The organism is Nocardia terpenica, from assembly GCF_013186535.1.
GTDB classification, from domain to species: domain Bacteria; phylum Actinomycetota; class Actinomycetes; order Mycobacteriales; family Mycobacteriaceae; genus Nocardia; species Nocardia terpenica.
The window spans coordinates 983,762-1,009,213 of sequence record NZ_JABMCZ010000005.1 but is presented as its reverse complement, the minus strand read 5'-3'; the positions used below and the strand labels follow the sequence as shown (position 1 = coordinate 1,009,213).

Here is a 25,452-nt window from a genome sequence, read left to right as displayed (position 1 = left end):
CGCCCGCCGTTTCCGGTCAGGTGGGGATGAACCCACCCCTGGGGTGCCTATTGCGCGACCCCGGATCGTCGCACGATCGTTTCCGAGATCGATGATCGGCGAAAGGATTCCGGGGTGGTCACCGAGGACGATGCGGTTGCGACGGACACTGCGGTCGCGGCCCGGACGGGTGAGGCGCGGTCGAAGGGCCGGGGATCGGATCGGACCGCCGCGGTGGGCTCGGAGAGCCGCCGGGCCGCCGCGGAACTGGATCGGCTGATCGGACCGGCCGCCGCCGGGGACCAGCGGGCCGTCACCGACATCATCAAGATTGTTTACCCGCTGGCGCGCCGCTACTGCGCGGCCCGCATCGGCAGCGGTGGCCATCTGAGCGTCACCGCCGAGGACATCGCCCAGGAGATCTGCCTGTCGACGGTGCAGGCCATTCCGCGCTACCGGGATCAGGGCAAGTCGTTCCTGGCGTTCGTGTACGGCATCTCCGCCAACAAGGTCGCCGACGCGTTCCGCAAGGCCCAGAACCATCCCGCCTACCCGGTCGCGGAGTTCCCGGACCAGGCGTCGCCCGCCGCCGGGCCCGAGGAGCTGGCGCTGGCGTCCGAGCGCCGCCGCTACACCCGCGAGCTGATGAAGGTGCTCGCGCCCGCGCACCGCGAGGTGCTGGTGATGCGGATCGTGCTGGGCTGGACCGCGGCCCAGACCGCCGAGGCCATCGGCACCAGCCCGGGCGTGGTGCGGGTGATGCAGCACCGGGCGCTGAACAAGCTGCGCGCAGAGCTGCGGGCGACGCCGGCGTCCTGAGCGTCAGCGGTCGCCGGAACCGTTGACGCCCAGCGCCTTCCGCAACTCGTCCTCGGCATCCACCGAGGTTACGAACAGCAGTTCGTCCTCGCCCTCGAGCGGATCGTCGCGCTGCGGCACGATCACCCGGCCGCCGCGCAGGATGGTCACCAGCGCGACATCGCGCGGCAGCATGAGGGTGTGCACGGCCCGCCCGGCCAGCGGGGTATCGGCGGGCAGCGTGATCTCCACCAGATGCGCCTGACCCTGCCGCAACGTCAGCAGCCGCATCAGATCGCCCACCGACACCGCCTCCTCGGCGAGGGAGGCCAACAGGCGCGGCGTGGAGACCGCGACGTCCACACCCCAGGCGCCGTCGAACAGCCACTCGTTGCGAGGATCGTTGACCCGGGCCACCACCCGCCGCACCCCGAACTCGGTCTTGGCGAGCAGGCTGAACACCAGATTCACCTTGTCGTCGCCGGTGGCGGCGATGACCACGTCGTAGTCCTGCAGCCCGGCCTCCTCGAGCAGTTCCAGCTCGCAGGCGTCGCCGTGCACCCAGGTGGCGGCGGGCGCCACGATCGGGTCGACGTGATCGAGGCGGCGCTCCAGCAGGGTCACCGCGTGGCCGCCGCGCACCAGTTCCTGGGCGATGGAGCGGCCGACGGCGCCGGCTCCGGCGATGGCTACCTTCATGATCCGACCTCGCTCGACGGGGTGGTGGTGGCGAGCGCCACGGCCTCGCCGACATTGCCGGACAGGGCGGCGATATAGATCTTGTCCTCGGCCTGTAGCACGGTCCTGCCGTCGGGCAGCACGCCCTGCCCGAAGCGCAGCACGAACGCCACCCGGGCGCCGATCGCGGTCTCCAGGTCGCGCACCGTGTGGCCGTACCAGTCGTCGTGCAGGGTGAGCTCGGTGATCGCGACCGTGCCGGTGGGGTCGCGCCAGGTGGTCGTGGTGGTGTCGCCGACGATCGTGCGCAGGAAGCGGTCGGTGGTCCACGGCACCGTCGCGATGGTCGGGATGCCCAGCCGCTCGTACACGGCGGCGCGCTTGGCGTCGTAGATGCGGGCGACGACGCGTTCGATGCCGAACGTCTCGCGGGCCACGCGGGCGGCGATGATGTTGGAGTTGTCGCCGGAGGACACCGCGGCGAACGCGCCCGCGCGCTCGATGCCCGCCCGCAGCAGCACGTCCCGGTCGAATCCCACCCCGGTGACCGTGGCGCCCGCGAAATTCTTGCCGAGTCGCCGGAACGCCTCCGGGTCCCGGTCGATCACGGCGACCTCGTGGCCGACCCGGACCAGGGCGCGGGCCAGCGCCGAGCCGACTCGGCCGCACCCCATGATCACTACGTACACGTGTCGTCCCCAATTCGAAACCGTGATGTGCGGTTTGGTTCGTTTTTCGGGGGAACCGTACCCCGCCGATGCTTCTCCGAGCCACGTTCCCCCTGCGCCGCCGATCGAAACGTGGGGCACCGCCGCACCGCGGCCCGGGACAGTGGCCTTATGCTGGGGCGAGTGTCGAAGTTGACGACGGCAGCCAAGCGAATGGTGGTCGGCCGCCCGTTCCGTAGCGATTCCCTGGGACATACCCTGCTGCCCAAGCGGATTGCGCTACCCGTTTTCGCCTCGGACGCCCTGTCGTCGGTGGCGTACGCGCCGGAGGAGATCTTTCTCGTCCTGTCGACGGCCGGGCTGTCGGCGTACGTGTACGCACCCGCGATCGGTGTCGCGGTGGCGGCCGTGATGGCCGTGGTGGTCGCGAGTTACCGCCAGAACGTGCACGCCTACCCGTCGGGCGGCGGCGACTACGAGGTCGCGACCGTGAATCTCGGCCCGATGGCCGGATTGACCGTCGGCAGCGCGCTGCTGGTGGATTACGTGCTCACCGTGGCGGTGTCGATCTCGTCGGCGGCCTCCAACATCGGGTCGGCGATACCGTTCGTCGCCACCCACAAGGTGCTGTTCGCGGTCGCGGCGATCGTGCTGCTGACGGCGATGAACCTGCGCGGCGTGCGCGAGTCGGGGACCATGTTCGCCATCCCCACCTATGCGTTCATGATCGGTATGGGGGTGATGGCGGTCTGGGGCTTCTTCCGGATCGAGGTGCTCGGCGATCCGGTGCGCGCCGAATCGGCGGGGTTCGGCCTGAACGGCGAATCGCATCTGTACGGCGTGGCGTTCGCGTTCCTGATCGCGCGCGCCTTCTCCTCCGGATGCGCGGCGCTGACCGGTGTCGAGGCGATCAGCAACGGCGTCCCGGCGTTCCGGAAACCGAAGTCGCGCAATGCGGCGACCACGCTGCTGCTGCTCGGTGTCGTCGCGATCGCGTTGCTGCTCAGCATTATCGCGCTGGCGCGCCGGATCGGGGTGGTGTACGCCCACGACGCCTCCGACCTGGTGGGCGCGCCCGCCGGATACGAGCAGAAGACCCTCATCGCACAACTGGCGGAGGCGGTGTTCCGAGGTTTCCCGGCCGGGTTCTACTTCGTGACGATCGTCACCGCGCTGATTCTGGTGCTGGCGGCCAACACCGCGTTCAACGGATTCCCGGTGCTGGGGTCGATTCTGGCGCAGGATCGGTTCCTGCCGCGGCAGTTGCACACCCGCGGGGACCGGCTGGCGTTCTCCAACGGCATCCTGTTCCTGGCCGGGGCCGCCAGCGCCTTCGTGGTGCTGTTCGGCGCGGAGGTGACGCGGCTGATCCAGCTGTACATCATCGGCGTGTTCGTCTCGTTCGTGCTGAGCCAGACCGGGATGCTGCGGCACTGGACCCGCCTGCTGCGCACCGAGACCGATCCGGCGGAGCGGCGGCGGATGCGGCGGTCGCGGGTGATCAATGCGATCGGCCTGACCATGACCGGCACGGTGCTGGTCATCGTGCTGGTCACGAAGTTCCTGGCGGGCGCGTGGATCGCGATCGTCACCATGGCGGCGGTGTTCGTGCTGATGCGGATGATCCGGCGGCACTACGACACCGTCGCACGGGAATTGGACGAGACCGAGTGGGACACGGTGCTGCCCAGCCGGACGCATTCGATCGTGCTGGTGTCCAAGCTGCACCTGCCCACCCGGCGGGCGGTGGCCTACGCGCGGGCGACGCGACCGGACGTGCTGGAGGCGGTGACGGTGAACGTGGATCAGCCCGACACGCGCGAGCTGGTCCGGCAGTGGGAGGGCAGCGGGATCCCGGTGCCGCTCAAGGTGATCGAGTCGCCGTATCGGGAGATCACCAAGCCGGTGGTGGATTACGTCAAACGAGTACGCCGCGCGTCGCCGCGCGACGTGGTGACGGTGTTCATTCCCGAGTACGTCGTCGGTCACTGGTGGGAACAGTTGCTGCACAACCAGAGTGCGCTGCGGCTGAAGGGGCGGCTGCTGTTCGAGCCGGGGGTGATGGTGACCAGCGTGCCGTGGCAGCTGAGCTCGTCGACCCGGGCCCGGCAGCCCGGCCTGGTCGATGCGCCCGGTGCGGTCCGGCGCGGCTATGAGGGGCGGGGGTCGTGAGTACCGGCGAATCCGGTTGGGAGGGCATGGTTGTCGAGGTGCGGCTGGGCCCGCCGGGGCACGGCGGGTTCTGTGTGGCGCGGCACGAGGGCCGGGTGCTGTTCGTGCGGCACGGGCTGCCAGGGGAGCTGGTGCGGGCGCGGGTCACCGAGGATCGCGGGAAGTCGTTCTGTCGCGCCGAGGCCGTGCAGATCCTCGAGGCGTCGCCGGATCGGGTTCCGGCGACCTGCCCGGTCTCGGGGCCGGGCGGCGCCGGATGCTGTGACTTCTCCTTCGCCACCCCGGCGGCGCAGCGGGCGCTGAAGGCGTCGGTGGTGAGCGAGCAGCTGCGGCGGCTGGCGGGCTGGGAGACCGAGGTGGTGGTCGAGCCGATTCCCTTGGGCGACAGTGCGATCGATGCGGGCGACGGATGGCGGACCCGGATCCGGCTGGTGGTCGACGACGAGGGCCGCGCGGGTGTGCATCGCTATCGCAGCACCGACATCCTCACCGATCTTCGCTGCCCGCAACCGGTTTCGGGGGCGATGGCCGCCATCGCGGACCGATCCTGGACGCCGGGCGCGGAATTGGTGGTTGCCGTGGACGGCGACGGGCTGCGGCACATTGTCGAGCTGGCCCCGCCCAGGGTCGCGCCGCGCCGCGGCGGGGATCGGCGCAGTACGACGGCGCGGCGGGCGGCGGCGCATGCGGCGCGGGCAGAACGCGTCGCCGAGGGCAGCGGGCGGGCCGTGCAGTATGTGACGGGCCGCCGCTGGGAGGTGTCGGCCACCGGGTTCTGGCAGGCGCATCGCGGTGCGGCGCAATGCTATTCGGATGTGGTCGCGGAGTGGTCGGACGCGGCGCCCGGCGATGTGGCCTGGGATCTGTATTGCGGCGCGGGCGTTTTCGCCGCCCGCCTGGGCGAGCGGGTGGGCCCGACCGGGGCGGTGCGCGGGGTCGAATCGGCCCGCTCCGCGGTGGCCGACGGCGCCGCCGCGCTGCGCGACCTGCCGTGGGCGACGCTGCGAGCACAGCGGGTGGAGCACTGGATCGGCGACCGGATCGGCAGTGACACACCGAATGTCGTGGTGCTGGACCCGCCCCGCGCGGGCGCCGGAAAGGACGTGATCGGCCCGCTCACCGCATGTGCGCCCGACCGCATCGTGCACATCGGTTGCGACCCGGCATCATTCGCCCGCGATATCGGCCTGTACGGCAATGCCGGGTACCGCCCGACGCGCCTGCGCGCCTTCGACGCCTTTCCGGCCACGCACCACGTGGAGTGCCTGGCCCTCCTGGAACGTACCACCCCCTGATTCCGGCGCGCTTTTGGCCGGAATCTCGCGAGGTCCCGGCCAAAAGCACGCCGGGACCTGGTGCTTGGACGTGCTGGCCTTGGTGCTTGGACGCGTTGGGGCTTGGTGCTTGGACGCGTTGGGGTTTGGTGCTTGGGCGTGCTGGGGTTTGGTGCTTGGGCGTGCTGGGGCTTGGTGCTTCGACACGCCGGGACCTGGTCCTTGGTCAAAGCCGGGACCTGGTTCTTGTGGAAGCCGGGACTGGTTTTGGTCGAAGCCGGGAGTGGTCCTTGGCCGAATGTGGCGGGGCTAGTCGAGTTGCCAGGTGACGCGGATGGTGGCCGATACCTCGCTCTCGCCGTACTCCACCGGGACGGGGGAGGCGGGGGCGGCCATCTTGGCGGCCATGAGCTGGACGCCGTCGGAGGGGACGGGTGGGGCGGTGAGGTTCTCGGTGATCTCGAGCACCGCGCCGAGGGTGCGGTCGGCGCGCCCGGCATAGCGGTCGGCCTTGGCGCGGGCGTTGTCCCAGGCGGCGTCGCGGGCGCGGACCAGCAACTGCTCCTGATCGGCGAAGGTGAGGGTCAGCCCGCCCAGCCGCACGTCGTCGCCGCCCGCATCGACCGCGTGCGCGATGATCGCGGCCGGATCCGCGGCGTCGCCGCCGATGCGCAGCGACACCGTGAGTGTGGTGCTCGCGACATATCCGGTGATGCGGCTGCCGCCGCCCTCGATCCAGGTGGTCTCGGTGTGCACCGACAGGCCGTGCGTGCTGATCTCGGCGGAGCGCACGCCGTCGGCGCGCAGCGCGTCGGTCACCGCGCCGGTGCGGGCACCGGCCTGGTTGTAGGCGAGAGCGACTGTGCTGGCGCGGGTCTCGATGGATATCGAGACCCGCATCAGGTCGGGCGTGGCCGCGGCGGCGCCGTGACCGATGGTGGTCACCGTGGCGACGGGCCGGGCATGGTCGGCGGTCACGTGATCCCTCCTGAGGCGAGAACGGCTGGGGCACAGCGCAGAGCCCACTGTATCTTCGCAAAGCTCACTGTATCTTCGACCCGTCGGCGGCACCCCGAACGGCTCCGTAGACTGTTCCGAACAGACAGACGAGCCATCCAGAGGAGCGAGAGCGGTGGGAGTTCTTTCCCGGGTCGATACGCCCGAGGACCTGCGCCGACTGACGGTACCGGAGCTGTGCGAACTGGCCGAGGAGATTCGCGAGTTCCTGGTCCGCAAGGTCGCGGTGACGGGCGGTCACCTGGGACCGAACCTCGGCGTAGTGGAGCTGACGATCGCGGTGCACCGCATCTTCGACTCCCCGGCCGACCCGATCATCTTCGACACCGGCCATCAGGCCTATGTCCACAAGATCCTCACCGGGCGCAAGGACGGCTTCGACACGCTGCGCAAGCAGGGCGGCCTGTCCGGCTACCCGAGCCGCGCCGAGAGCCCGCACGACTGGGTGGAGTCCTCGCACGCGTCGGCGTCGCTGTCCTACGCCGACGGTCTGGCCAAGGCGTTCGCGCTGACCAAGCAGCGTCGGCACGTGGTCGCGGTGGTGGGCGACGGCGCGCTGACCGGCGGCATGTGCTGGGAGGCGCTGAACAATATCGCCGCCGGGCCGGATCGCTCGCTGATCGTCGTCGTCAACGACAACGGCCGCTCCTACTCGCCGACCATCGGCGGCCTGGCCGACCGGCTCTCGGCGCTGCGCATGCAGCCCGCCTACGAGCAGGCGCTCGACGCGACCAAGCGCTTCGTCCAGGGCATTCCGCGCGTCGGCGGCTCGGCCTATTCGATGCTGCACGCGCTCAAGGCGGGGATCAAGGATGCGGTGGCGCCGCAGGAGCTGTTCAGCGACCTCGGCCTGAAATACCTCGGCCCGGTCGACGGGCACGATCCGGTCGCGCTGGAGGCGGCGCTGCGCCGCGCCAAGGACTTCGGTGGCCAGGTGATCGTGCACGTCGTCACCCAGAAGGGCCGCGGCTATCGGCATGCCGAGGATCACGAGGCCGACCAGATGCATTCCATCGGGGCCATCGATCCGGAGACCGGGCAGCCGACGGGCGGCAGCTCGGTCGGCTGGACCTCGGTGTTCTCCGAGGAGCTGATCCGCCAGGCAGAGCAGCGCGACGACATCGTGGCCCTCACCGCCGCCATGCCCGGGCCCACCGGCCTGACCCCGTTCGGCGAGCGGTTCCCCGAGCGCATGTTCGACGTCGGCATCGCCGAACAGCACGCGGTCACCTCGGCCGCGGGGCTGGCGCTGGGTGGGCTGCACCCGGTGGTCGCGATCTACTCCACCTTCCTCAACCGCGCCTTCGACCAGTTGCTGATGGATGTGGCGCTGCTGAAGCTGCCGGTCACGCTGGTGCTCGACCGTGCCGGTGTCACCGGGGACGACGGGGCCAGCCACAACGGCATGTGGGATCTGTCGGTGCTGGGCATCGTGCCCGGTATCCGGGTGGCCGCCCCGCGCGACGCCGCCACGCTGCGCGAGGAACTGGCCGAGGCGTTGGCCGTCTCCGACGGCCCGACCGCCGTGCGGTTCCCGAAGGGCGCTGTCGCCGAGGACATTTCGGCGGTCGAGCGGCTCGACGGCGTGGACGTGCTGCGGTTGCCGGACGCGGGCCCGGCGCAGTCGGTGCGCGGCGACGTGCTGCTGGTCGCGGTCGGCCCGTTCGCGAGCATCGCCGTGCGGGCGGCGGAACTGCTTGCGCCGGAAGGGATCTCCGTGACGGTGGTGGATCCGCGCTGGGTGCTGCCGGTCTCGGACACCATCGTGAAGCTGGCCGAGAACTATCGGCTGGTGGTGACGCTCGAGGACAGCGGCCTGCACGGCGGCATCGGTTCCACCGTCTCGGCGCGGCTGCGGGCCGACGGACTGGACGTGCCCACCCGCGATATCGGTGTGCCGCAGCGATTCCTGGATCATGCCTCGCGCGGTCAGGTGCTGGCGGAGCTGGGGCTGACCCCGGCCGACATCGCCCGGCGCATCTCCGGCTGGCTCGCCCGCGGCGTCTGATCCGGCGCGGGTCTGGCACACTGCTCCTCAATTATCTGGCTGTTCGCTGTCCGATCCGAGGGCGACGATTTCGTCCGTGAGTGTTGGGAGTGTGCATGAGGGTGTTCTCTGTTCGCCGGGTGGTTGCTGTCCTATTGCTCGCGGCGGTCGCGGTGGCGGTGGCGGCCACTGCGGCGGGTGCGGACAGTCGGCCCGGCGTCTCGGTCGGCACCGGCTCGTCGGCCAAGGCCGGATCGTCGGACGGCTCGAACGGATCGAGTCGGCCCGAGAGCGATCCGGCACAGGGAGAGCCCGTCGAGCGGTCGTTGGTCATACCGTCGCGGTAGGCGTTTTCTATCCGAGTTCTAACCGTTCGTTGGCAAACGGCCGGGGATCGGCGCATGTCGCGCGGATATCGTCGACGTCGTGACGAACAGTCTGGTGCTGGTGGTGGATGACGACGCGCGGGTGTTGGCGTCGGTGGCCCGGGGCCTGCGATTGTCGGGTTTCGACGTCGACACCGCCGCGGACGGACCGGGCGCCCTGCAGCGTATCGCCGCGGTCGCCCCGGCCGCCGTCGTGCTCGACCTGAATATGCCGACGCTGGACGGCGTGCAGGTGGTCACGGCGCTGCGCGCGCTGGGCAACGAGATCCCGATCTGTGTGCTGAGCGCGCGCTCGGAGGTCACCGACCGGATCGGCGCGCTGGAGGCGGGGGCCGACGACTATCTGACCAAGCCGTTCGATCTCGGTGAGCTGGTGGCGCGGCTGCGGGCGCTGCTGCGCCGCGCCGCCACGTCCGCGGTGGCGACCGATTCCGGGCGGATCGTCGTGGGCCCGCTGGTGCTGCACCCACCGGCGCGGCGCGCGTACGTCGACGGCGCCCTGCTCGATCTCACCAAGCGCGAATACGACCTGCTCGCCGCGCTGGCCGCCGCGCCCGGCCAGGTGTTCTCCCGCACCCGGCTGCTGGATCGGGTATGGGGCTACGACTTCGAGACCCAGACGAAGGTGGTCGACGTGTTCGTGTCCTATCTGCGCCGCAAGATCGAGGCGACCGGCTGCCCCCGCCTGATCCACACCGTCCGCGGCGTCGGCTTCGTGCTCCGGGAGGAACCGTGACCCGCCCGTTCTCGCTGCGCGCCCGCGTCGCCCTGGCCAGCGCCGGCGCGGCCGCCCTCGTGGTGGTGGCAATGAGCGTGGTGATCGTCGCCGCCGTACAAACCCACACCGGACGCCAGGTGGACACGGTCCTCCGTTCGCTGGAGATCACCGGCCCCGGCGGCGTCCAGGCAGTTCCCGCCCTGCCACTCGGCTCCGCACCGTCCATCCCCCGGCCGCCCGCACCCGTAGCGCCGTCGCCTACCGCTGGCGGGTCCTCGGAGGTTCCGGTTGCCGGGCCTGCCGTTCCGGCGACGCCCGGGTCGCATGTCCTCGTTTCGGATGGCTCCGGTTATCAGTGGGAGCTGCCCACTCCGGGGAATCAGGTCACGGTGGCGGCCACGGTGCCGCGGTCGGTGGTGGCGTCGGCCATCGATACGCAGCGGGAGTACATCCTGCTGGTCGGGGTGGTCGCGATCGTGCTGGCGGCGGGGCTGGGGTGGGTGTTCGCACACCGGGCGGTGCTGCCGCTGCGGCGGCTGACCGCGGCCACGCAGGGGGTGGGATCGCGGCTGGCGCTGGATGTTTCGCCGCGGCCGGGGTCGACCGAGACCGCGGAGCTGGCCGGGGCCATGAACCGCATGCTCGACCGGATCGCCACGGAGCGTCGGCACACGGCCGAGGCGCTGGCCGCGGCGCGGGACTTCGCCGCCACCTCCGCGCACGAGCTGCGCACGCCGCTCACATCCATGCGTACCGACCTGGAGGTGCTGCGGTCGATGCCGCTGCCCGAGGCCGAGCGGGCCGCGATCCTCGACGACGTGCTCGCCGCGCAGCGGTCGGTGGAGAACACCCTGCTTGCGCTGGAGCGGCTGGCCCTGGGTGAGTTGACCACCGCGGCGGACTTCGAGGAGGTCGATCTCGACGAGCTTATCGATCAGGTCGTCGACGACGCGCCCCGGGCGCATCCGGGCCTGACCGTCGCCTCCGCGGTCACCGAGCCGGTGCGCATGCGCGGCCTGCCCGCCGGGCTGCGCTGCATTCTCGACAATGCGGTGACCAACGCCGTCCGGCACGGCGCGGCCACCCGGGTGCGCCTCGACGCGCGCACCGAGCCCGACGGCACCGTCACCCTGATCGTGGACGACGACGGCAGCGGCGTGCCGGAAGCCGAGCGCGAGCGGGTCTTCCAGCGCTTCTCCCGGGGGAGCACCACCGCGCCGGGCAGCGGGCTGGGCCTGGCGCTGGTCGCCCAGCAGGCCCGATTGCACGGCGGGACAGTGTGTCTGGAGGACAGCCCGCTCGGCGGCGCCCGGCTCCGCGTGACCTTGTCGGGACCGGTGGCGGCATAGTGACATTCTGAAACAGGTTACAGTTGTGCCCATGTCGTTCGTGCTCGTCGAGAAACCGCGTCCACACGTCGCGCTGGTCACGCTGAACCGGCCGGAGCGCATGAACGCCATGGCCTTCGATGTGATGATCCCGCTGCGCGAGACACTGGAGAGCGTCGCCGCGGACAACGAGGTGCGCGTCGTCGTTCTGACCGGAGCCGGACACGGTTTCTGCTCGGGCGCGGATCTGCAAGGGGCGGGCCGGGTTCCGAATGTCGACGGCCTCACGAAGACCACCGTGGCGCGGCGGTCGATGGATCTGCTCAACGACGTCATGGTCACGCTGCGGCGCATGCATCAGCCGGTGATCGCGGCCGTCAACGGCGCGGCGATCGGCGGCGGCTTCTGCCTGAGCATGGTCGCCGACATCCGGATCGCCTCGGAGCAGGCATATTTCCGGGCCGCGGGCATCAACAACGGACTCACCTCGGCCGAACTGGGCATCAGCTACCTGCTCCCGCGCGCGATCGGCACCTCCCGAGCCTTCGAGATCATGCTGTCCGGCCGCGACATCGACGCCACCGAGGCCGAGCGCATCGGCCTGGTATCCCGCACCGTACCCGCCGGCGGACTCCTGACCACCTGCTACGACCTGGCCGAGCGGATCATCGGCTTCAGCCGAGTGGGCACCGAGCTCACCAAGCGCATGCTGTGGACCGGCCTGGAGGCGGGCAGCTTCGAATCGCACATGCAGCACGAAGGGACGGCCCAGCTGTATGTACGGCTGACCACGGAGAACTTCGACGAAGCCATCCGCGCCCGCCGCGCCCGCCGTCCGCCTGTTTACGAGGACTGAGCGCCTTACCTGCCCGCGACCTCATGATTCCGGCATGCTTGTGGCCGGAATCCACCCGGGCGCGATTCAGGCACCGAACAGGGCCTTCGCCAGCTGTGGTACCGCGAGTTCGCGCTGCCAAGGCCGGGCGCCTCCGGCCTTGAGGAAATCGTCGATCTCGGCCGTCGGGTCGTCCGGGGTAGTGCCGGAACGGAATTCGGGCAGGCCGTCCCAGCACAGGCGGCGGACCAGGTCGGGGGTGAGGAGGTTCTCGACGGGGATCGCGTGCTGTTCGGACAGGGACGCCATGGCGGTGCGGGCGGCGGTGAGGCGGGCGGCGGCCTCGGGGTCGCGGCGCTCCCAGCGGTTCACCGGGGGCGGGCCATCGTAGGACTGGGTCAGCGTCGGTAACGCCGAATCCGGCAGCGTTCGAGCCCGTTCCACCGCGCCCAGCCACTCCCGCGAATAGCGGCGCTGGCGCGGGCCGCCGAACACGGGCAGCCCGCGCAGCTGCGCGATCGTCTTCGGCTCGGCCTCGGCGGCGGCGATGATCGCCGAATCCGGCAGGATCCGCGCCGGAGCCACGTCCCGGCCGCGCGCCAATTCGTCACGCGTGGTCCACAATTCGCGCACCACCGCGAGCTGTCGGGTGCGTCGCAGGGTGTGGATGCCCGACGTGCGCCGCCACCGGTCGGCCTTCGGCGCGTTCGGTTCGGTGCGGCGGATATGCTCGAATTCCTGCGCGGCCCAGTCGGTTTTCCCCTGCTCGTCGAGCGCGGCCGCCACCGCGTCGCGCAGCTCCAGTAACAGCTCCACGTCCAGCGCCGCGTAGTTCAGCCAGTCCGCGGGTAGCGGCCGGGTGGACCAGTCGGCGGCGCCGTGCCCCTTGCGCAGTTCGCGGCCCAACAGTCGCTCCACCATGGCGGCCAGGCCCACTCGCTCGAAACCGGCCAGCCGTCCGCCCAATTCGGTGTCGAACAGCCGCGCCGGGCGCAGCCCCAGCTCCGCCAGCCCCGGCAGATCCTGATCCGCCGAGTGCAGCACCCACTCCAGCTCGTTGATCACCTCGGCCAGCGGGCCCAACTCGCCGTGCACCGGGATCGGATCGATGAGGAAGCTGCCGGAGCCGTTGCGGCGCAACTGGATCAGATAGGCGCGATTGGAGTAGCGGAAGCCCGAGGCGCGTTCGGCGTCGACGGCCAGCGGACCGGATCCGGCGGCGAGGCGGGCCGCGGCATCGGCGACGTCCGCGGCGGTGTCCAGCACCGGGGGTACGCCGTCGGCGGGTACCAGCAGTGGGACGGCTACAGCGTTTTCGGACTCGTCGGCAACGGACATAGCCCAGAACTTTACGTGGCGGTCAGAACTGGTCGTCGGCAATCTGCGGACGAGGCCGCAAATGAGTAATGCCGGCGGGCGGCAAACCGGCCGCGTATGCCAGCACTTCGCAGAACGCCTCCACATGCGGTCCGAGCTGGGTGGAGCCCACCGTCCACGACGCCCGCAGCTCCAGCTGATAGGCGCGCGGCGGCCCGGCGATATCGCCGTAGCGCACCGAACTGGTGGAGGTCACCGTGCCGCCCAGCGCGGTGAACGGCTCCCCGTGCGACTCCAGCGCATCCACCAGCCAGCTCCACGCCACCTCCGGCAGCAGCGGATCGCCCGCCAGCGCGGCGTCGATATCGGCCTGGATATAGGCCACGAGCCGGAACACCCCGTGCCATGCCTCGTGCCCGTTCGGGTCGTGGAGCAGGATCAATCGGCCGAATGCGTCGCCGTCCGAATCGACCGGCACGACGTTCGTGTCCGGATGTTTGACTTCGGCTCCGATGGCGTATGAATAAGGTGCCAGTCGTTGCGGCGGCCGGATCGGTGCAAGCTCGATCCGGGGATGCACGGATGCGGTGCCCATCGCCTCGACCGCGGCGCGAAACTGGGCTGGTTCGCTGTCGGGGCCCGGGGTCGGTGCGGCGCCGTCGCGGAAGTCGAGCGGTGTCACGCCCCTGAACCTAGCTCCGAACGGCCCGGATCCGTCGGAGGCGCGCTGTGTTGGATTGCCTCCGCTCCGCTGCGGCGTGTTCGCGGCCCTGATGGCTCGTCGTTCGGCGGTCGAGACTCGCGCTGCGCGCATGCGCTTCGACCGCCGAACGACGAGCCGGCCGCGAACGGTCGCTCGTAAGACTCGCTCCGTGCACTATCCGCAGGTAGTGGGGACTTTTGAGGAAGCTTTCGTTGGGTCGGGAGTTTCGAGTGAGCTGTCGTTGCGTTGGGGCGGGCCTTGGACGAGCCGCTGTTGGGTTGGTGCGGGGGCCTTGAATGAGCTGTCGATTGGGTTGGGGCAGTGAGCTGCTGTCGGATTGGGGCGAGGGGCTGGGCGAGCTGCTGTTGCGCTGGGGCAGGGGCTGTCGAGCGAGCCGTCGGCGGGGCGAGTAGGGACTTCGAGGAGGCTTTCGTTGGAGAGGGACTCTCGAGTGAGCTTCCGTCGAGTTGAGGGGGGCTTTCGAGTGAGCTTCCGTCGCGTTAAGTGAGGGGCTTCGAGGCAGCTTCCGTTGCGGTGGGCAGGGGCCTATCGAGACAGTTTCCGTTGGGGTGAGCAGGGGGCATCTAGACAGTTTCTGTTGCGGTGGGGAGCCGCTATCGAGGTAGCTTCCGTTGGGGTCGGGGGGTTTTCGAGCGGGTTGCTGTTGGGATGGGAGCTTTCGAGCAACCTCTTCGTGTGGGAGCCGGATGGTTTTTCGGGTGGGGCGTCTCGGGGTGCTTGGGGGTTGTGTGGTCGGTGGTGGGGGTTTGTGCCGGTGGGGGCGGGTGGGGGTGGTTGGGGTGGTCGTACGATGGCCGTGATGAGCACTCCACTGCGTCGCCGGTTGACCGAATCGCCGTTTCTTGCTGCCGCTACCGGGGGGACGCCTGGTCGGCGGCCGGTCTGGTTCATGCGGCAGGCGGGGCGGTCGCTGCCCGAGTATCGGGAGTTGCGGGCGGGGGTGGGGATGTTGGAGTCGTGCTTCGATCCGGAGTTGGTGTGCGAGATCACTATGCAGCCGGTGCGGCGGCATGGGGTGGATGCGGCGATCCTGTTCTCTGACATCGTGGTTCCGTTGAAGGCGGCGGGGATCGATCTCGACATCGTGGCGGGGGTCGGGCCGGTGGTGGCGAATCCGGTGCGCACCACCGGCGATGTGCGGGCGCTGCCGCGGCTGCGGCGCGAGGAGGTGGGCGCGGTCGTCGACGGGGTGCGGTTGCTGGTGAGCGAGCTCGGTGACACCCCGCTCATCGGATTCGCCGGGGCCCCTTTCACTCTCGCCTCCTATCTGGTGGAGGGCGGGCCCAGCAGGAACCACGAGCGCACCAAGGCGATGATGCTCGCCGACCCCGACACCTGGCACGCGCTGCTGGGTGCGCTGACCGACATCACCATCGAATTCCTGCGCGCCCAGCTGTCGGCCGGTGTGGACGCGCTGCAACTGTTCGACTCCTGGGCCGGGGCGCTGTCGCTGGCCCAGTACCGCGAATTCGTGCTGCCGCATTCGGAGCGGGTGTTCGCGGAGCTGGCCGAGGCGGGCGTGCCGCGCATTCACTTCGGCGTCGGCACCGGTGAGCTGCTCGGCGCCATGGGCGAGGCCGGTGCCGACGTGGTCGGCGTCGACTGGCGCGTGCCGCTCACCGCGGCCGTCCGCCGCGTCGGCGCGGGAAAGGCATTGCAGGGCAACCTCGATCCGGCCACGCTGTTCGCCGGGCCCGCCGTCATCGAGCGTGAGGTCCGGCGCATCGCCCACGAGGCCGACGAGGCCATCGCGCTCGGCGCGGCCGGTCATATTTTCAATCTCGGTCACGGCGTCCTTCCCGACACCGACCCGGCCGTGATCACCGCCACGGTCGACCTGATTCACAGCCTGCCCGCCCCGCTCTGAGCGCTCGCGCACCGGCCGCCGAACACTCTCGGCCGTCGGTGCCCCGAATTCGGGCCGAGAGTACGGACCCGGCGTGGAGCATGTGCGCGGGACGGGTAGCTTGCAGGGAATCGGGTGGGGACGAGTCGGGACGAGGAGTGGGCGATGCGGATCGCAGTGGTGGGGGCGGGGATCAGTGGGCTGGTGGCGGCCTATCGGCTGCGCACGGCGCTGGGTCCGGGGCTCGAACTGGTCCTGGTCGAACAATCGGAGCGCATCGGCGGGATTCTGCACACCGGTGCGGTGGCGGGAGAGCCGCTGGACCTGGGGGCCGAGGCATTCGTGGGGCGGCGGCCCGAAATCCCGGCGCTGCTCACGGAATTGGGGATCGGCGAGCAACTGGTGTACCCGGCGGGCAGGCGGCCGCTGATCTGGTCCGGCGGGCGGGCGCATCCGCTGCCCGAGCGCACCCTCATGGGTATCCCGGCCGCCCCGGAGGCGATGGCCGGACTGGTCGACGAGGCGACGCTGGCCCGGATCGCCGATGAGCCCACGCGCCCGCTGCACTGGGTGCGCGGTGGCGATATGGCGGTAGCCGATCTGGTGGCCGACCGGTTCGGTGAGCAGGTGGTGCGCCGCAGTGTGGACCCGCTGCTCGGCGGAGTGTATGCGGGACTGGCGAATTCGATCGGCGTGCGGGCGGCGCTGCCCCCGCTGGCCGCGGCACTGGACCGGGGCGCGGCCAGCCTCTCGCAGGCCGTCGCCGAGGCGCTGCCGCCGCCGTCGACCGCGCCGGTGTTCGCCGGACTGCGCGACGGCTACCGGGTCCTGCTCGACGCCCTGCTCGCGGCGGCCCGGCCCGGCCTCGAAACCGGCACGGCGGCAAAGAATCTGGAGCGGACCCCGACCGGCTGGCGGCTGGATCCGGTGGGGGAGGTGGACGCGGTGATTCTCGCCACCCCCGCCCCCGTGACCGCCGCGCTGCTCGCCCCCCTCGCCCCGGACGCCGCCGCGGCCGCCGCGGGCATCGAGCTGTCCTCCTCGGTCGTGGTGGCGCTGGCCCTGCCCGCCGACACCGCCCTGCCGGACAACTCCGGCATCCTGGTCGCCACCGGGGAATCGTTGCGCGCCAAGGCATTCACGCTGTCCAGCCGCAAGTGGCCGCACCTGGCCGAGCGGGGCGTCGCGCTGGTGCGCGCCTCCTTCGGCCGCTTCGGCGACGACTCCGTCCTGGCCCGCACCGACGCCGAACTCGTCGCCGCGGCCGTCGAGGATCTGTCGACGGTGACCGGCCTCGACCTCGCCCCGAGCGGTGCCGTCGTCCAGCGGTGGCGCGGCGGACTGCCGCAGTACACGCCGGGCCACACCGAACGGGTGGCCGCCATCGAGTCCGCCCTCGCCGGGCTGCCCGGACTCGCGGTGGCGGGCGCATACCTGCACGGCGTGGGCGTCCCGGCCTGCGCGGCCTCGGGCACCGCCGCGGCGGAGCGGATCGTCGTGCACGCCGGGCGCTGAGCCGAATCGCATCGAGGTCATGCGCACAGCGTGACCCGGCGGCACCGACGCGGTCGAGGCGCTGCGCCGAGTCTTGTTGATCCGCACCCTTTTCCGCGGCGTGGCGAGGGCGTGTCGGTATGCAACGGGTGCGGCTGACGACCGGCGATCCCGGCAGTGGCACGATAGGGATATGGCGCGACTCGACTACCAGGCCCTCAACGACACGATCCGGTACCTGATGTTCTCGGTGTTCCAGGTGGAACCCGGTGCGCTGGGCGACGATCGGGAGGCCGCCATCAAGGAGGCCCGCGAATTCTTCGACTCGCTCGCCGAGCGCGGCGTGGTGGTCCGCGGCATCTACGACGTGGCGGGCATGCGCGCCGACGCCGACTTCATGATCTGGACCCACGCCGAGCGCATCGAAGACCTGCAGGCCGCCTACGCCGACTTCCGCCGCACCACCGAACTGGGCCGGGCCAGCATTCCGGTCTGGAGCAACGCCGCCCTGCACCGGCCCGCCGAGTTCAACAAGAGCCACATCCCGGCGTTCCTCGCCGGTGAGGACGCGGGCAACTACATCTGCGTGTACCCGTTCGTGCGCTCCTACGAGTGGTACCTGCTGCCCGACGAGGAGCGCCGCGCGATGCTCGCCGAGCACGGCAAGAAGGCCCGCGGCTACCCGGACGTGCGCGCCAACACCGTGGCCTCGTTCGCCCTCGGCGACTACGAGTGGATCCTCGCCTTCGAGGCCCCCGAGCTGCACCGCATCGTCGACCTGATGCGTGAGCTGCGCGCCACCGACGCCCGCCGCCACACGCGCGAGGAGACCCCGTTCTTCACCGGCCCGCGCGTGGACGTCGACAAGCTCATCCTCGCCCTGCCCTGAGGCCGCACGAGTGCCCGAGGGGGAGTGGGATTCACTTCTCCTCGGCGGGCTCCAGCCGCAGCGAGATCGAGTTGATGCAGTACCGCTTGTCGGTCGGGGTCGAGTAGCCCTCACCCTCGAAGACGTGCCCGAGGTGGCTGTGACAGTTCGCGCACAGCACCTCCACCCGCCGCATGCCCAGCGAGTCGTCGGCCCGCAGGATCACCGCGTCGGAGTCGGCGGGATCGAAGAACGACGGCCAGCCGCAGTGCGAATGGAACTTCTCGGTGCTGCGGAACAGCTCGGCACCGCACGCCCGGCACGCGTACACCCCGGCCGTCTCGGTGTCGGTGTATTCGCCGGTGAAGGCGCGTTCGGTACCGGCCTCGCGCAGTACCGCGTATTCCTGCGGGGTGAGCCGCGCCCGCCACTCCTGCGGCGTGAGCTGGATCTTGGGCGCGGGCAGCGTGGTATCGGAGTCGGAACTCATAAGCCGAGTCTAATGAGACCGGGCCGTTCGATCATCCGAGAGCGCTCACCGGGGGCTCGTCGGCCGCCGACACCGCGGATCCATTGCGCCGGTCCGGCGTTCGATCCGCCTGCGGCCGGTCGGTCCGCGGCAGCAGGAAGGCCGGGTCGATGCCCGAGTCCAGCCGCCCCTCCCGGCGCGCGGCCAGATACCGATCGCCCAGCACGCAGAACACCACGACCAGCAGCAGCCCCCAGCCGAAGGTGACGCGCAGGTATTCCAGCGCCCGGCCGGTGGACTGCCAGTGGTCGAGCAGCCACTTGTCGTAGGTCATGAACCCGAAGATCGCCAGCCACGCGGGCCAGTTGCGCAGCACCGAATTGCGCAGCACCACCGTCATCAGGAACGGGAACAGCATCATCGAGTAGTACTGCTGGCCCAGGCCCGGCAGCAGGAACGAGGCGGTGAGGATGACACCGGAGGCGGTGCAGATGAAGAACAGGTCGTCGTTGCGGTAGTAGCGGTACAGCAGCCACAGCGAGATCAACACCAGCACGCCCATGACGATCCGGATGCCCCAGATCAGCCCCGTCGGCAGCCCGTAGTAGGTGGCGTTGCCCACGATCGCGCTGTTGAAGTAGTCGCGCGACTTGAGAATGTAGGGACCGGTGCGGTGCACGAAGTCCATCGGATCCTTGATCAGCGGCCACGCCACCGCGGTCAGCACGACGGGCACGCCGATGGCGGTGATGAACACCTGCCACTGCTTGCGCACCAGCGGGATCAGCAGCAGCGGCGCCAGCGTCGGCTTGACCGCGATCGTCAGGCCCATCACCACCCCCGCCCACAGGTCGCGGCGCTTGAGCAGCAGATGGAAGAACACCACCTCGGCCAGCAGCAGGCAGCCGTTCACATTGCCGAAAGCCAGTGTGTTGATGACGGTTTCGGAGGCGAACATGAGCAGCAGCAACAGCGGCGCGGCCCACGACCGGATGCTGAACTTGAACAGCCGCAGCAGCAGATACCACGCCAGCACGATGGCCACGGCGTTGAGCGCGACGAAGCACCACTTCGACTTCTCGGGGTCGATGATCGCCAGCGGCGCGATGAGCAGGGTGCCGCTCGGCGGGTACAGGTAGTGCGGGTCGACCAGGTCGAAGTTCTCGTTGTAGACGGGGTTGTGGTTCAGGAACGCCAGCGACGCGTTGTACACCGGAGCGAAGTCGTCGGTGATCGTGAAGTTCGTGGCCTTGACGATGACCTGATGCAGCATGGTCATGATCGCGAACGGCCACAGCGCGAAGTTCAGGACCTCGGCGGCGGTTCGAGCGGTGCGGGGCTCGAGCTGACGAAGGAACACTGGGGCACGGTACACCGGATCGCCCCGGCGTGGTTGCGCGGACTCGCCGTCACGCGGGGCAGGCGGTCCCGTCGGCGGGCAGTTTCGCGTCCTTCAGATAGTCGGCGATCGCCTGCTGCGCGCACCCGGAGTGCGTGAACACCGGATGTCCCCAGCCCTGCCACATCACGGTGGAATCGGTCGCGCCCGCCCGGCCCAGCGCGCCGGTCACCGTCGGCAGCGCGTCGGAGCCCACCAGCGGATCGGCGGCCGAGCCGAGGACCAGCACCGGCAGGTTGAGCTTCGTCGGCAGCTGCGCCGGGCTGGGCACCGGCCACGCCACGCACGCCATGAGCCGCGCCGCGGCGTCCCGGCCGAAGACGGGATACCGGGTGGCCCAGGTGTTTTCGAGGGCCTTGGCCCGATCGGGCGTCACCGGCTGCTGATTGTCGCTGCACCGCGCGACGAACTGGCCGTCCCCGGCGGTGGCGCCCAGCTCGCGCGACACCAGCCCGGTGAGCGGGGCGGTATTACCGTTCCCGGCGGCCGACAGGGCATCGGCGAGCTCGCCGACCCGGGTCGGCTGATCGGCGCGCGGCTCACTCAGGAATCCGCCGATGGCCGTGAGCAATTCGCCCGCGGACACGCCGGGCAGACCGCCGCTACGCGCCCGGTTCACCAGATCGGCTACCGCGCCCTTCGGATTCGGGCCCAGCGAACAGCCCACGGCCGCACAGCGTTGCGCGAATCCGGTCAGCGCCGCCTCGGCGCCCTTGACCTGCTGCTCGGCACGGGTGACCTGGTCGGCCCCCACCGCGGTCGGGGCGTCGAGGACGAGCCGGGCCAGATGGTCGCCGTACTTGGCCGCGTAGGCGAGCGCGACGCGGCCGCCATCGCCGGTGCCCAGCACGGCGATCCGGTCGACCTGCCACTGCTTGCGCAGCTGCTCGAGGTCGTCGGCGGCGTGGGTGGCGTCCAGGGTGCCCTGGTACGGCTGCAGGAAGTCCTGGCAGGCGACGGTCGCGTCCTGGCTGATCTGGGCCATCGTGTCGACCGGGTCGCCGCCGGTCGAATTCTGTCCGGCCGCGGCCAATCCGCCGCGCACGTCGGTGGGCATGCAGTCGATCGGCTGCGAGCTGCCCAGGCCGCGCCGGTCCACCGCGACGACCGGATGCGCGGCCAGCACGGCCGCGGCCGGACCACTGGCGAGCCCGGCCAGAGTGGCGGTGGAGGAGCGATCGGAACCGGAGGTCAGCACCAGCGGCGCGGCGTCGGCGGGGGTCTGCGGCAGCCGGGCGCGGACCGCGCCGGTGCGGAAGGTGCCGAGCACCGTGCCGCCCGCGTCGATCGGGGCCGAGTACTGGGCGCACTCGAAGACCAGGCCCGGCGGCGGGGCGCCCAGGCCCAGCTGGTTGAACGTCGTTGCGGCGCAATCGTGCCAGTTCAGATCGGTCTTGGGCACCTGCGCCGGGGGCGGGCCCGCGGGGGTGGTCGTCGGATTGGCGGGTGCGGCCCCGGCCTGGTGCGGGCGCTCCACCGCGACACCGGGCCGCTGCGAGGGGCCCGCGCCGCAGGCGGCGGTGAGCAGAACCGTCAGCGACGACGTTGCCAGCAGGGCGGCCCGAGTCCAACGCATGCGCTACAGCCTGCCAGGTCCGGCGAGTCGTTTCAGCTCTGGGTGTGCGCGCGTTCCCATCGGGTCAGCACCGTGCCGTCGTCGTCGAGCAGGGCGTGCCGCAGCGCCATCGGGGTGGGCATGTCGTTGGGCGACACCGCGATTCGCCGCGCGGTCCCGCCGACGAGCAGCGGCGACACGGTCAGGCACAGCTCGTCGGCGGCACCGGCGGAGATCAATTCCCCGAACAGCGACGGCCCGCCCTCGCACAGCACCCGTAACAGTCCGCGGGCCGACAGCGCGTCGCGGATGCCCGCGGCGGTCACGGTGGTCTCGCCCGCCTCGATCACCTCCGCGCCCGCGTCGGCGAGGGCGCGCTTGCGATCGCCGGGGGCGTCGGCGGTGGTGAGGATCAGCGGCGGGCGCGTGGTGTCGGTGAACAACCGGCCGGTCGGATCGAGGGCGGCGCTGGCGGTGACGACCGCGATGGGCGGCGGCGCGCCGTCCTGCGCGCCGCCCAGGCCGTGATGGAACAGCCGGATGCGCCGGTGCGCGTCGGTCCGGGCGCCGCCGTAGTTCTCCTCGCGCACCGTGCCCGCGCCGACGACGATCACATCGGCCAGATCGCGCAGGATGGCGAACACCTGCTGGTCCGCGCTGCCGCCGAGGGCGCCGGAGCGTCCGTCCAGGGTCGCCGCGCCGTCGATGCTGCAGATGAAGTTGACTCGGATCCACGGGGATTCGAGCCACGACGGGTAGGAATACAGCCGCACCAGATCGTCGCCGGTCAGTGTTGTGAACTGGATCGCATTGGGGACACGCTGCATAACGACCGATCACACCACGTCAGTACGCTACGAGGGTGCAACAACGCCTCGTCGATCGTCATCCGGAGGTTCCGGCCGAGCAGCTCATCGCGCAGATGGTGCCGCCCCCGACCTTCGACGAGGTGAGTTTCGCCTCCTACATCCCCGATCCGAAGGAGCCCAGCCAGGCCGCCGCCGTCGCGAAAGCCGAGGACTTCGCCGGGCGCGTCGCGAAGATCCACGCCGCCGCCGGACGCAAGGGCCTGTTCGGGAAGAAGAAGCAGGTCGACGGGGCGGGCCTGTACCTGGACGGCGGCTTCGGCGTGGGCAAGACCCACCTGTTGGCCTCGATCTTCCACGCCTCGCCCGCGCCGAAGTCGTTCGGCACCTTCGGCGAGCTGACCAATCTGGTGGGCGCGCTGGGCTTCACCAACGCCGTGGACCGGCTGGCGGGCAACAGCGTGCTGTGCATCGACGAATTCGAGCTCGACGATCCCGGCGACACCATGCTGGTGTCGCGGCTGCTCACCGAGCTGACCGCCCGCGGAGTGTCGGTGGCGGCGACCTCCAACACGCTGCCCGATCAGCTGGGCGAGGGCCGGTTCGCCGCCCAGGACTTCCTGCGCGAGATCCGCAAGCTGGGCGCGCTGTTCGAGGCCGTGCGCGTCGACGGCCCGGACTACCGGCACCGCGACCTGCCGCCCGCGCCGGAGCCGACCGCGCCCGAGCTGCTGGCCGAAAAGGCCGCCGCCACACCGGGAACCACGCTCGACGACTTCGACGCGCTGCTGCGGCACCTGGCCACCCTGCACCCGTCCCGCTACGGCGCGCTGATCGCGGGCGTGTCGGCGGTGTACATCGACCATGTGCACACCATCACCGATCAGGCGGTGGCGCTGCGCATGGTGGTGCTGGCCGACCGCCTCTACGACGCGGGCATCCCGGTCACGGTCTCGGGCGTCAAGCTGGACCGGATCTTCTCCGAGGAGATGCTGGGCGGCGGCTACCGCAAGAAGTACCTGCGCGCCATCTCCCGCCTGCTGGCGCTCTCGCGCTTCGAGGTCCCCGCGGCATCCTGACCAACCTGCCACTCGGTAGGTGTGGGATGTGCGCGGTGTACGGTGAGCACCGGTTGTAAGACGACTGTCCAGTTCGCTCGATTGGGAGTTGCCATGGTCTCTCGCCCGATACGTCTCACGGCCGCGGTGGCCGCGGGTCTCACCCTCGCCTGCGGCCCGGTGCTCGGCGCCGCGACGGCCGCCCCGCCGCCCGCCGCCTCCGCTGCGGTGGTGTCGACCGTCGACCAGCGCGCGCTCGGGTTGCAGGGCGTGCAGAACGCCCGCGATCTCGGCGGCTACCGCACCACCGACGGCCATGTGGTGCGCGACGGCCTGGTGTTCCGCAGCGGTGACCTGAGCAAGGCCACCGACGCCGACCTGGCCGCGCTCACCGATCGCAAGGTGCGGGTGGTCGAGGATCTGCGCGCCTCCTATGAGCGGCTGGTCGCGCCGGACCGGGTTCCCGCGGGCGCGAGAGACGACTGGAACGACATCATCGGTCACGCCCCGCCGCAGGTGCTGGTCTCGACCCTGGTCGCGGGCACCGATCTGTACCGGGCGTTCATCACCGCGCCCGGCGCGAACCAGAGCTTCGCCAACGTGCTGCACGACATCGCCGATACCGACGGCGCGGTGCTGTTCCACTGCACCGCGGGCAAGGACCGCACCGGCTGGACGGCCGCGGTGCTGCTGACCATCCTCGGCGTCGACCGCGACACGGTGAACTACGACTACCTGCTGTCGAACTACTACCGCAATGCCGCGCCCGGCGACGCCCTCAACGGCGTCGTCCCCGCCGCCCTGGACGCGGCCTTCGATCAGGTGAACGCCAGCTACGGCAGCTTCGACAACTATGTGCACACCGGTCTGGGCCTGACCGACGCCGATATCGCCGCGTTGAAGGCGAAACTGCTGTCCTGACACCGTTTTCGGCCCTGGGGCCGCGGACCTGCGGGTTCGCGGCCCGTTCCATTGTTGCGGCCGCGATCGTTTCCAGTTATTTCCATCCTGTCCGATTCAGGAGCGGCGCGCGGGCCCGAGCGCTCGTAGGATCAATCTCGGTCACCACGGACGTCCATTCGAGACCGTTACCGCTTGCTGTTCACAGACTTTCGCCCGCTGTGCAGAGATCGCGTGCTGTTCAGGGGTTGGCTGTTCATGGATTTGGGAGGAAAGATCGTGCGTACCGACGGAGATACGTGGGACATCGTCAGCAGCGTGGGTGTGACCGCGCTCGGTGTCGCGGCCATGCGGGCGATGGAAACGCTGCAACCCGACCCGCTGATTCGCGACGACTACGCCGCGCTGTTCGTGGCCGCCTCCGGCCATGAGCCGATGAGTCGGCTGCTCGAGGATCCGGAGCCGCCGCAGGATTCGCCGCTGGCGTTCGGGCTCATGGGGCACCGCAGCAAGTTCTACGACGACTTCTTCCTGGATGCGGCGGCCGACGGGGTGCGCCAGGCGGTGATCCTCGCCGCCGGACTGGATGCCCGCGCCTACCGGCTGTCGTGGCCGACCGGCACGGTGGTGTTCGAACTCGACCAGCCGAAGGTGCTGGAATTCAAGCAGACCGTGCTCGACGAGCACGGTGCCGTCCCCACCGCCGATCGCCGCGCCCTCGCCGTCGACCTGCGCGACGACTGGCCCGCCGCGCTGCTCGCGGCGGGGTTCGATCCGGCCGCGCCGACCGCCTGGTCCGCGGAGGGGCTGCTGCCGTACCTGCCCGGCGCCGCCCAGGACCTGCTGTTCGAGCGGATCGAGCGGCTGTCCGCGCCCGGCAGCCGCCTGGCCACCGACATGGTCGCCGATCCGGACGGCCTGATCCGGATGCAGGACTTCTCGAAGGAGGAGTTGCAGGACACCATGTGGGGCGATGTCGACATCCGGGAACTGTTCTACACCGACGACCGCGCCGACCCCGACATCTGGTTCGCCGAACGCGGCTGGACCACCGGAGGGCTGCTGCCGCACGAACTGGCCGCCCGCTACGACCGACCCATGCCGGAAGTGCCCGAACCGTTTTCGGCGATGATGAACAGCATCCGCTACGTCACCGCCGTGCGGCCGCGGTGAGCG

The 25,452-nt window shown here is 70.5% G+C and carries 23 protein-coding genes; 14 read left to right on the top strand and 9 right to left on the bottom strand.

Annotated elements, in window-relative coordinates; all coding sequences use genetic code 11:
• Positions 1-213: 213 nt before the first annotated feature.
• A complete protein-coding gene (locus HPY32_RS40350) occupies positions 214-798 on the top strand; it encodes a sigma-70 family RNA polymerase sigma factor (protein WP_067595690.1) in 585 nt (194 codons plus the stop codon).
• Between the two features lie 3 nt (positions 799-801).
• Here HPY32_RS40350 and HPY32_RS40345 read toward each other — a convergent pair whose 3' ends face one another.
• Both HPY32_RS40345 and HPY32_RS40340 read right to left on the bottom strand, forming a co-directional pair.
• Positions 802-1,476 (bottom strand): potassium channel family protein, encoded by a 675-nt coding sequence (locus HPY32_RS40345; RefSeq protein ID WP_171983284.1) that lies wholly within the window; start codon positions 1,474-1,476, stop codon positions 802-804.
• On the bottom strand, positions 1,473-2,144 hold the full coding sequence (locus HPY32_RS40340) for a potassium channel family protein (protein ID WP_067587352.1): 672 nt from the start codon (positions 2,142-2,144) through the stop codon (positions 1,473-1,475). Before HPY32_RS40340 ends, HPY32_RS40345 begins: the two co-directional genes overlap by 4 nt.
• 162 nt (positions 2,145-2,306) lie before the next feature.
• Here HPY32_RS40340 and HPY32_RS40335 point away from each other — a divergent pair, with 162 nt between their 5' ends.
• Both HPY32_RS40335 and HPY32_RS40330 read left to right on the top strand, forming a co-directional pair.
• Positions 2,307-4,295, top strand: a complete 1,989-nt coding sequence (locus tag HPY32_RS40335) for an APC family permease (RefSeq protein ID WP_067595691.1) — start codon at positions 2,307-2,309, stop codon at positions 4,293-4,295.
• A 26-nt stretch (positions 4,296-4,321) separates the two neighbouring features.
• Positions 4,322-5,590, top strand: coding sequence for a class I SAM-dependent RNA methyltransferase (locus tag HPY32_RS40330; RefSeq protein WP_067595693.1), 1,269 nt, complete (start codon positions 4,322-4,324; stop codon positions 5,588-5,590).
• A gap of 288 nt (positions 5,591-5,878) precedes the next feature.
• On the opposite strand, the gene HPY32_RS45970 is transcribed toward HPY32_RS40330, so the two are convergent.
• Positions 5,879-6,547, bottom strand: a complete 669-nt coding sequence (locus HPY32_RS45970; RefSeq protein WP_067587354.1) for an SIMPL domain-containing protein — start codon at positions 6,545-6,547, stop codon at positions 5,879-5,881.
• A gap of 154 nt (positions 6,548-6,701) precedes the next feature.
• Between HPY32_RS45970 and dxs the strand changes: the two genes are divergently transcribed.
• From dxs to HPY32_RS40300, 5 genes are all read left to right on the top strand, one after another.
• Positions 6,702-8,594: a 1-deoxy-D-xylulose-5-phosphate synthase gene (gene dxs, locus HPY32_RS40320; protein ID WP_067587357.1), complete on the top strand. Its 1,893-nt coding sequence runs from the start codon at positions 6,702-6,704 to the stop codon at positions 8,592-8,594.
• A gap of 95 nt (positions 8,595-8,689) precedes the next feature.
• Positions 8,690-8,920, top strand: coding sequence for a hypothetical protein (locus HPY32_RS40315; RefSeq protein ID WP_156674413.1), 231 nt, complete (start codon positions 8,690-8,692; stop codon positions 8,918-8,920).
• A gap of 67 nt (positions 8,921-8,987) precedes the next feature.
• Entirely contained in the window at positions 8,988-9,695 is a 708-nt protein-coding gene (locus HPY32_RS40310; RefSeq protein ID WP_067587363.1) for a response regulator transcription factor, read from the top strand.
• Complete coding sequence (locus HPY32_RS45965; protein ID WP_067587365.1) at positions 9,692-11,026, top strand: HAMP domain-containing sensor histidine kinase; 1,335 nt, start codon at positions 9,692-9,694, stop codon at positions 11,024-11,026. The genes HPY32_RS40310 and HPY32_RS45965 overlap by 4 nt, the downstream gene beginning before the upstream one ends.
• 31 nt (positions 11,027-11,057) lie before the next feature.
• Positions 11,058-11,861, top strand: coding sequence for an enoyl-CoA hydratase (locus HPY32_RS40300; RefSeq protein WP_067587368.1), 804 nt, complete (start codon positions 11,058-11,060; stop codon positions 11,859-11,861).
• 66 nt (positions 11,862-11,927) lie between these two features.
• Here HPY32_RS40300 and HPY32_RS40295 read toward each other — a convergent pair whose 3' ends face one another.
• Positions 11,928-13,178 (bottom strand): HRDC domain-containing protein, encoded by a 1,251-nt coding sequence (locus tag HPY32_RS40295; RefSeq protein WP_067587371.1) that lies wholly within the window; start codon positions 13,176-13,178, stop codon positions 11,928-11,930.
• Between the two features lie 22 nt (positions 13,179-13,200).
• Positions 13,201-13,752 carry a DUF3000 domain-containing protein gene (locus HPY32_RS40290; protein ID WP_067595694.1) on the bottom strand — a complete coding sequence of 184 codons (552 nt, stop codon included), beginning with the start codon at positions 13,750-13,752 and terminating at the stop codon, positions 13,201-13,203.
• Between the two features lie 919 nt (positions 13,753-14,671).
• Between HPY32_RS40290 and hemE the strand changes: the two genes are divergently transcribed.
• The 3 genes from hemE (at position 14,672) to hemQ (ending at position 18,110) form a co-directional block, all read left to right on the top strand.
• On the top strand, positions 14,672-15,748 hold the full coding sequence (gene hemE / locus HPY32_RS40285) for a uroporphyrinogen decarboxylase (RefSeq protein WP_171983282.1): 1,077 nt from the start codon (positions 14,672-14,674) through the stop codon (positions 15,746-15,748).
• Positions 15,749-15,892: 144 nt separating this feature from the next.
• Positions 15,893-17,242 (top strand): protoporphyrinogen oxidase, encoded by a 1,350-nt coding sequence (locus HPY32_RS40280; RefSeq protein ID WP_171983281.1) that lies wholly within the window; start codon positions 15,893-15,895, stop codon positions 17,240-17,242.
• A gap of 172 nt (positions 17,243-17,414) precedes the next feature.
• Positions 17,415-18,110 (top strand): hydrogen peroxide-dependent heme synthase, encoded by a 696-nt coding sequence (gene hemQ, locus HPY32_RS40275; protein WP_067587374.1) that lies wholly within the window; start codon positions 17,415-17,417, stop codon positions 18,108-18,110.
• A gap of 31 nt (positions 18,111-18,141) precedes the next feature.
• Here hemQ and msrB read toward each other — a convergent pair whose 3' ends face one another.
• From msrB to HPY32_RS40255, 4 genes are read right to left on the bottom strand one after another with little or no spacing between them, the layout of a single operon-like run.
• Complete coding sequence (msrB, locus tag HPY32_RS40270; protein WP_082871317.1) at positions 18,142-18,579, bottom strand: peptide-methionine (R)-S-oxide reductase MsrB; 438 nt, start codon at positions 18,577-18,579, stop codon at positions 18,142-18,144.
• Positions 18,580-18,610: 31 nt separating this feature from the next.
• Complete coding sequence (locus HPY32_RS40265) at positions 18,611-19,918, bottom strand: glycosyltransferase family 87 protein (RefSeq protein ID WP_067587377.1); 1,308 nt, start codon at positions 19,916-19,918, stop codon at positions 18,611-18,613.
• A gap of 49 nt (positions 19,919-19,967) precedes the next feature.
• Positions 19,968-21,533, bottom strand: a complete 1,566-nt coding sequence (locus tag HPY32_RS40260) for an alpha/beta hydrolase (RefSeq protein WP_067587380.1) — start codon at positions 21,531-21,533, stop codon at positions 19,968-19,970.
• 32 nt (positions 21,534-21,565) lie between these two features.
• Positions 21,566-22,339, bottom strand: coding sequence for a pyrimidine reductase family protein (locus HPY32_RS40255; RefSeq protein WP_067587383.1), 774 nt, complete (start codon positions 22,337-22,339; stop codon positions 21,566-21,568).
• Positions 22,340-22,374: 35 nt separating this feature from the next.
• Between HPY32_RS40255 and zapE the strand changes: the two genes are divergently transcribed.
• From zapE to HPY32_RS40240, 3 genes are all read left to right on the top strand, one after another.
• Complete coding sequence (zapE, locus tag HPY32_RS40250) at positions 22,375-23,397, top strand: cell division protein ZapE (protein ID WP_067587386.1); 1,023 nt, start codon at positions 22,375-22,377, stop codon at positions 23,395-23,397.
• 93 nt (positions 23,398-23,490) lie between these two features.
• Positions 23,491-24,297: a tyrosine-protein phosphatase gene (locus tag HPY32_RS40245; RefSeq protein ID WP_067587389.1), complete on the top strand. Its 807-nt coding sequence runs from the start codon at positions 23,491-23,493 to the stop codon at positions 24,295-24,297.
• A 237-nt stretch (positions 24,298-24,534) separates the two neighbouring features.
• The gene (locus tag HPY32_RS40240) at positions 24,535-25,449 is read left to right on the top strand and encodes a class I SAM-dependent methyltransferase (protein ID WP_067595698.1); all 915 of its coding nucleotides are present in this window, start codon (positions 24,535-24,537) and stop codon (positions 25,447-25,449) included.
• Positions 25,450-25,452: the final 3 nt, after the last annotated feature.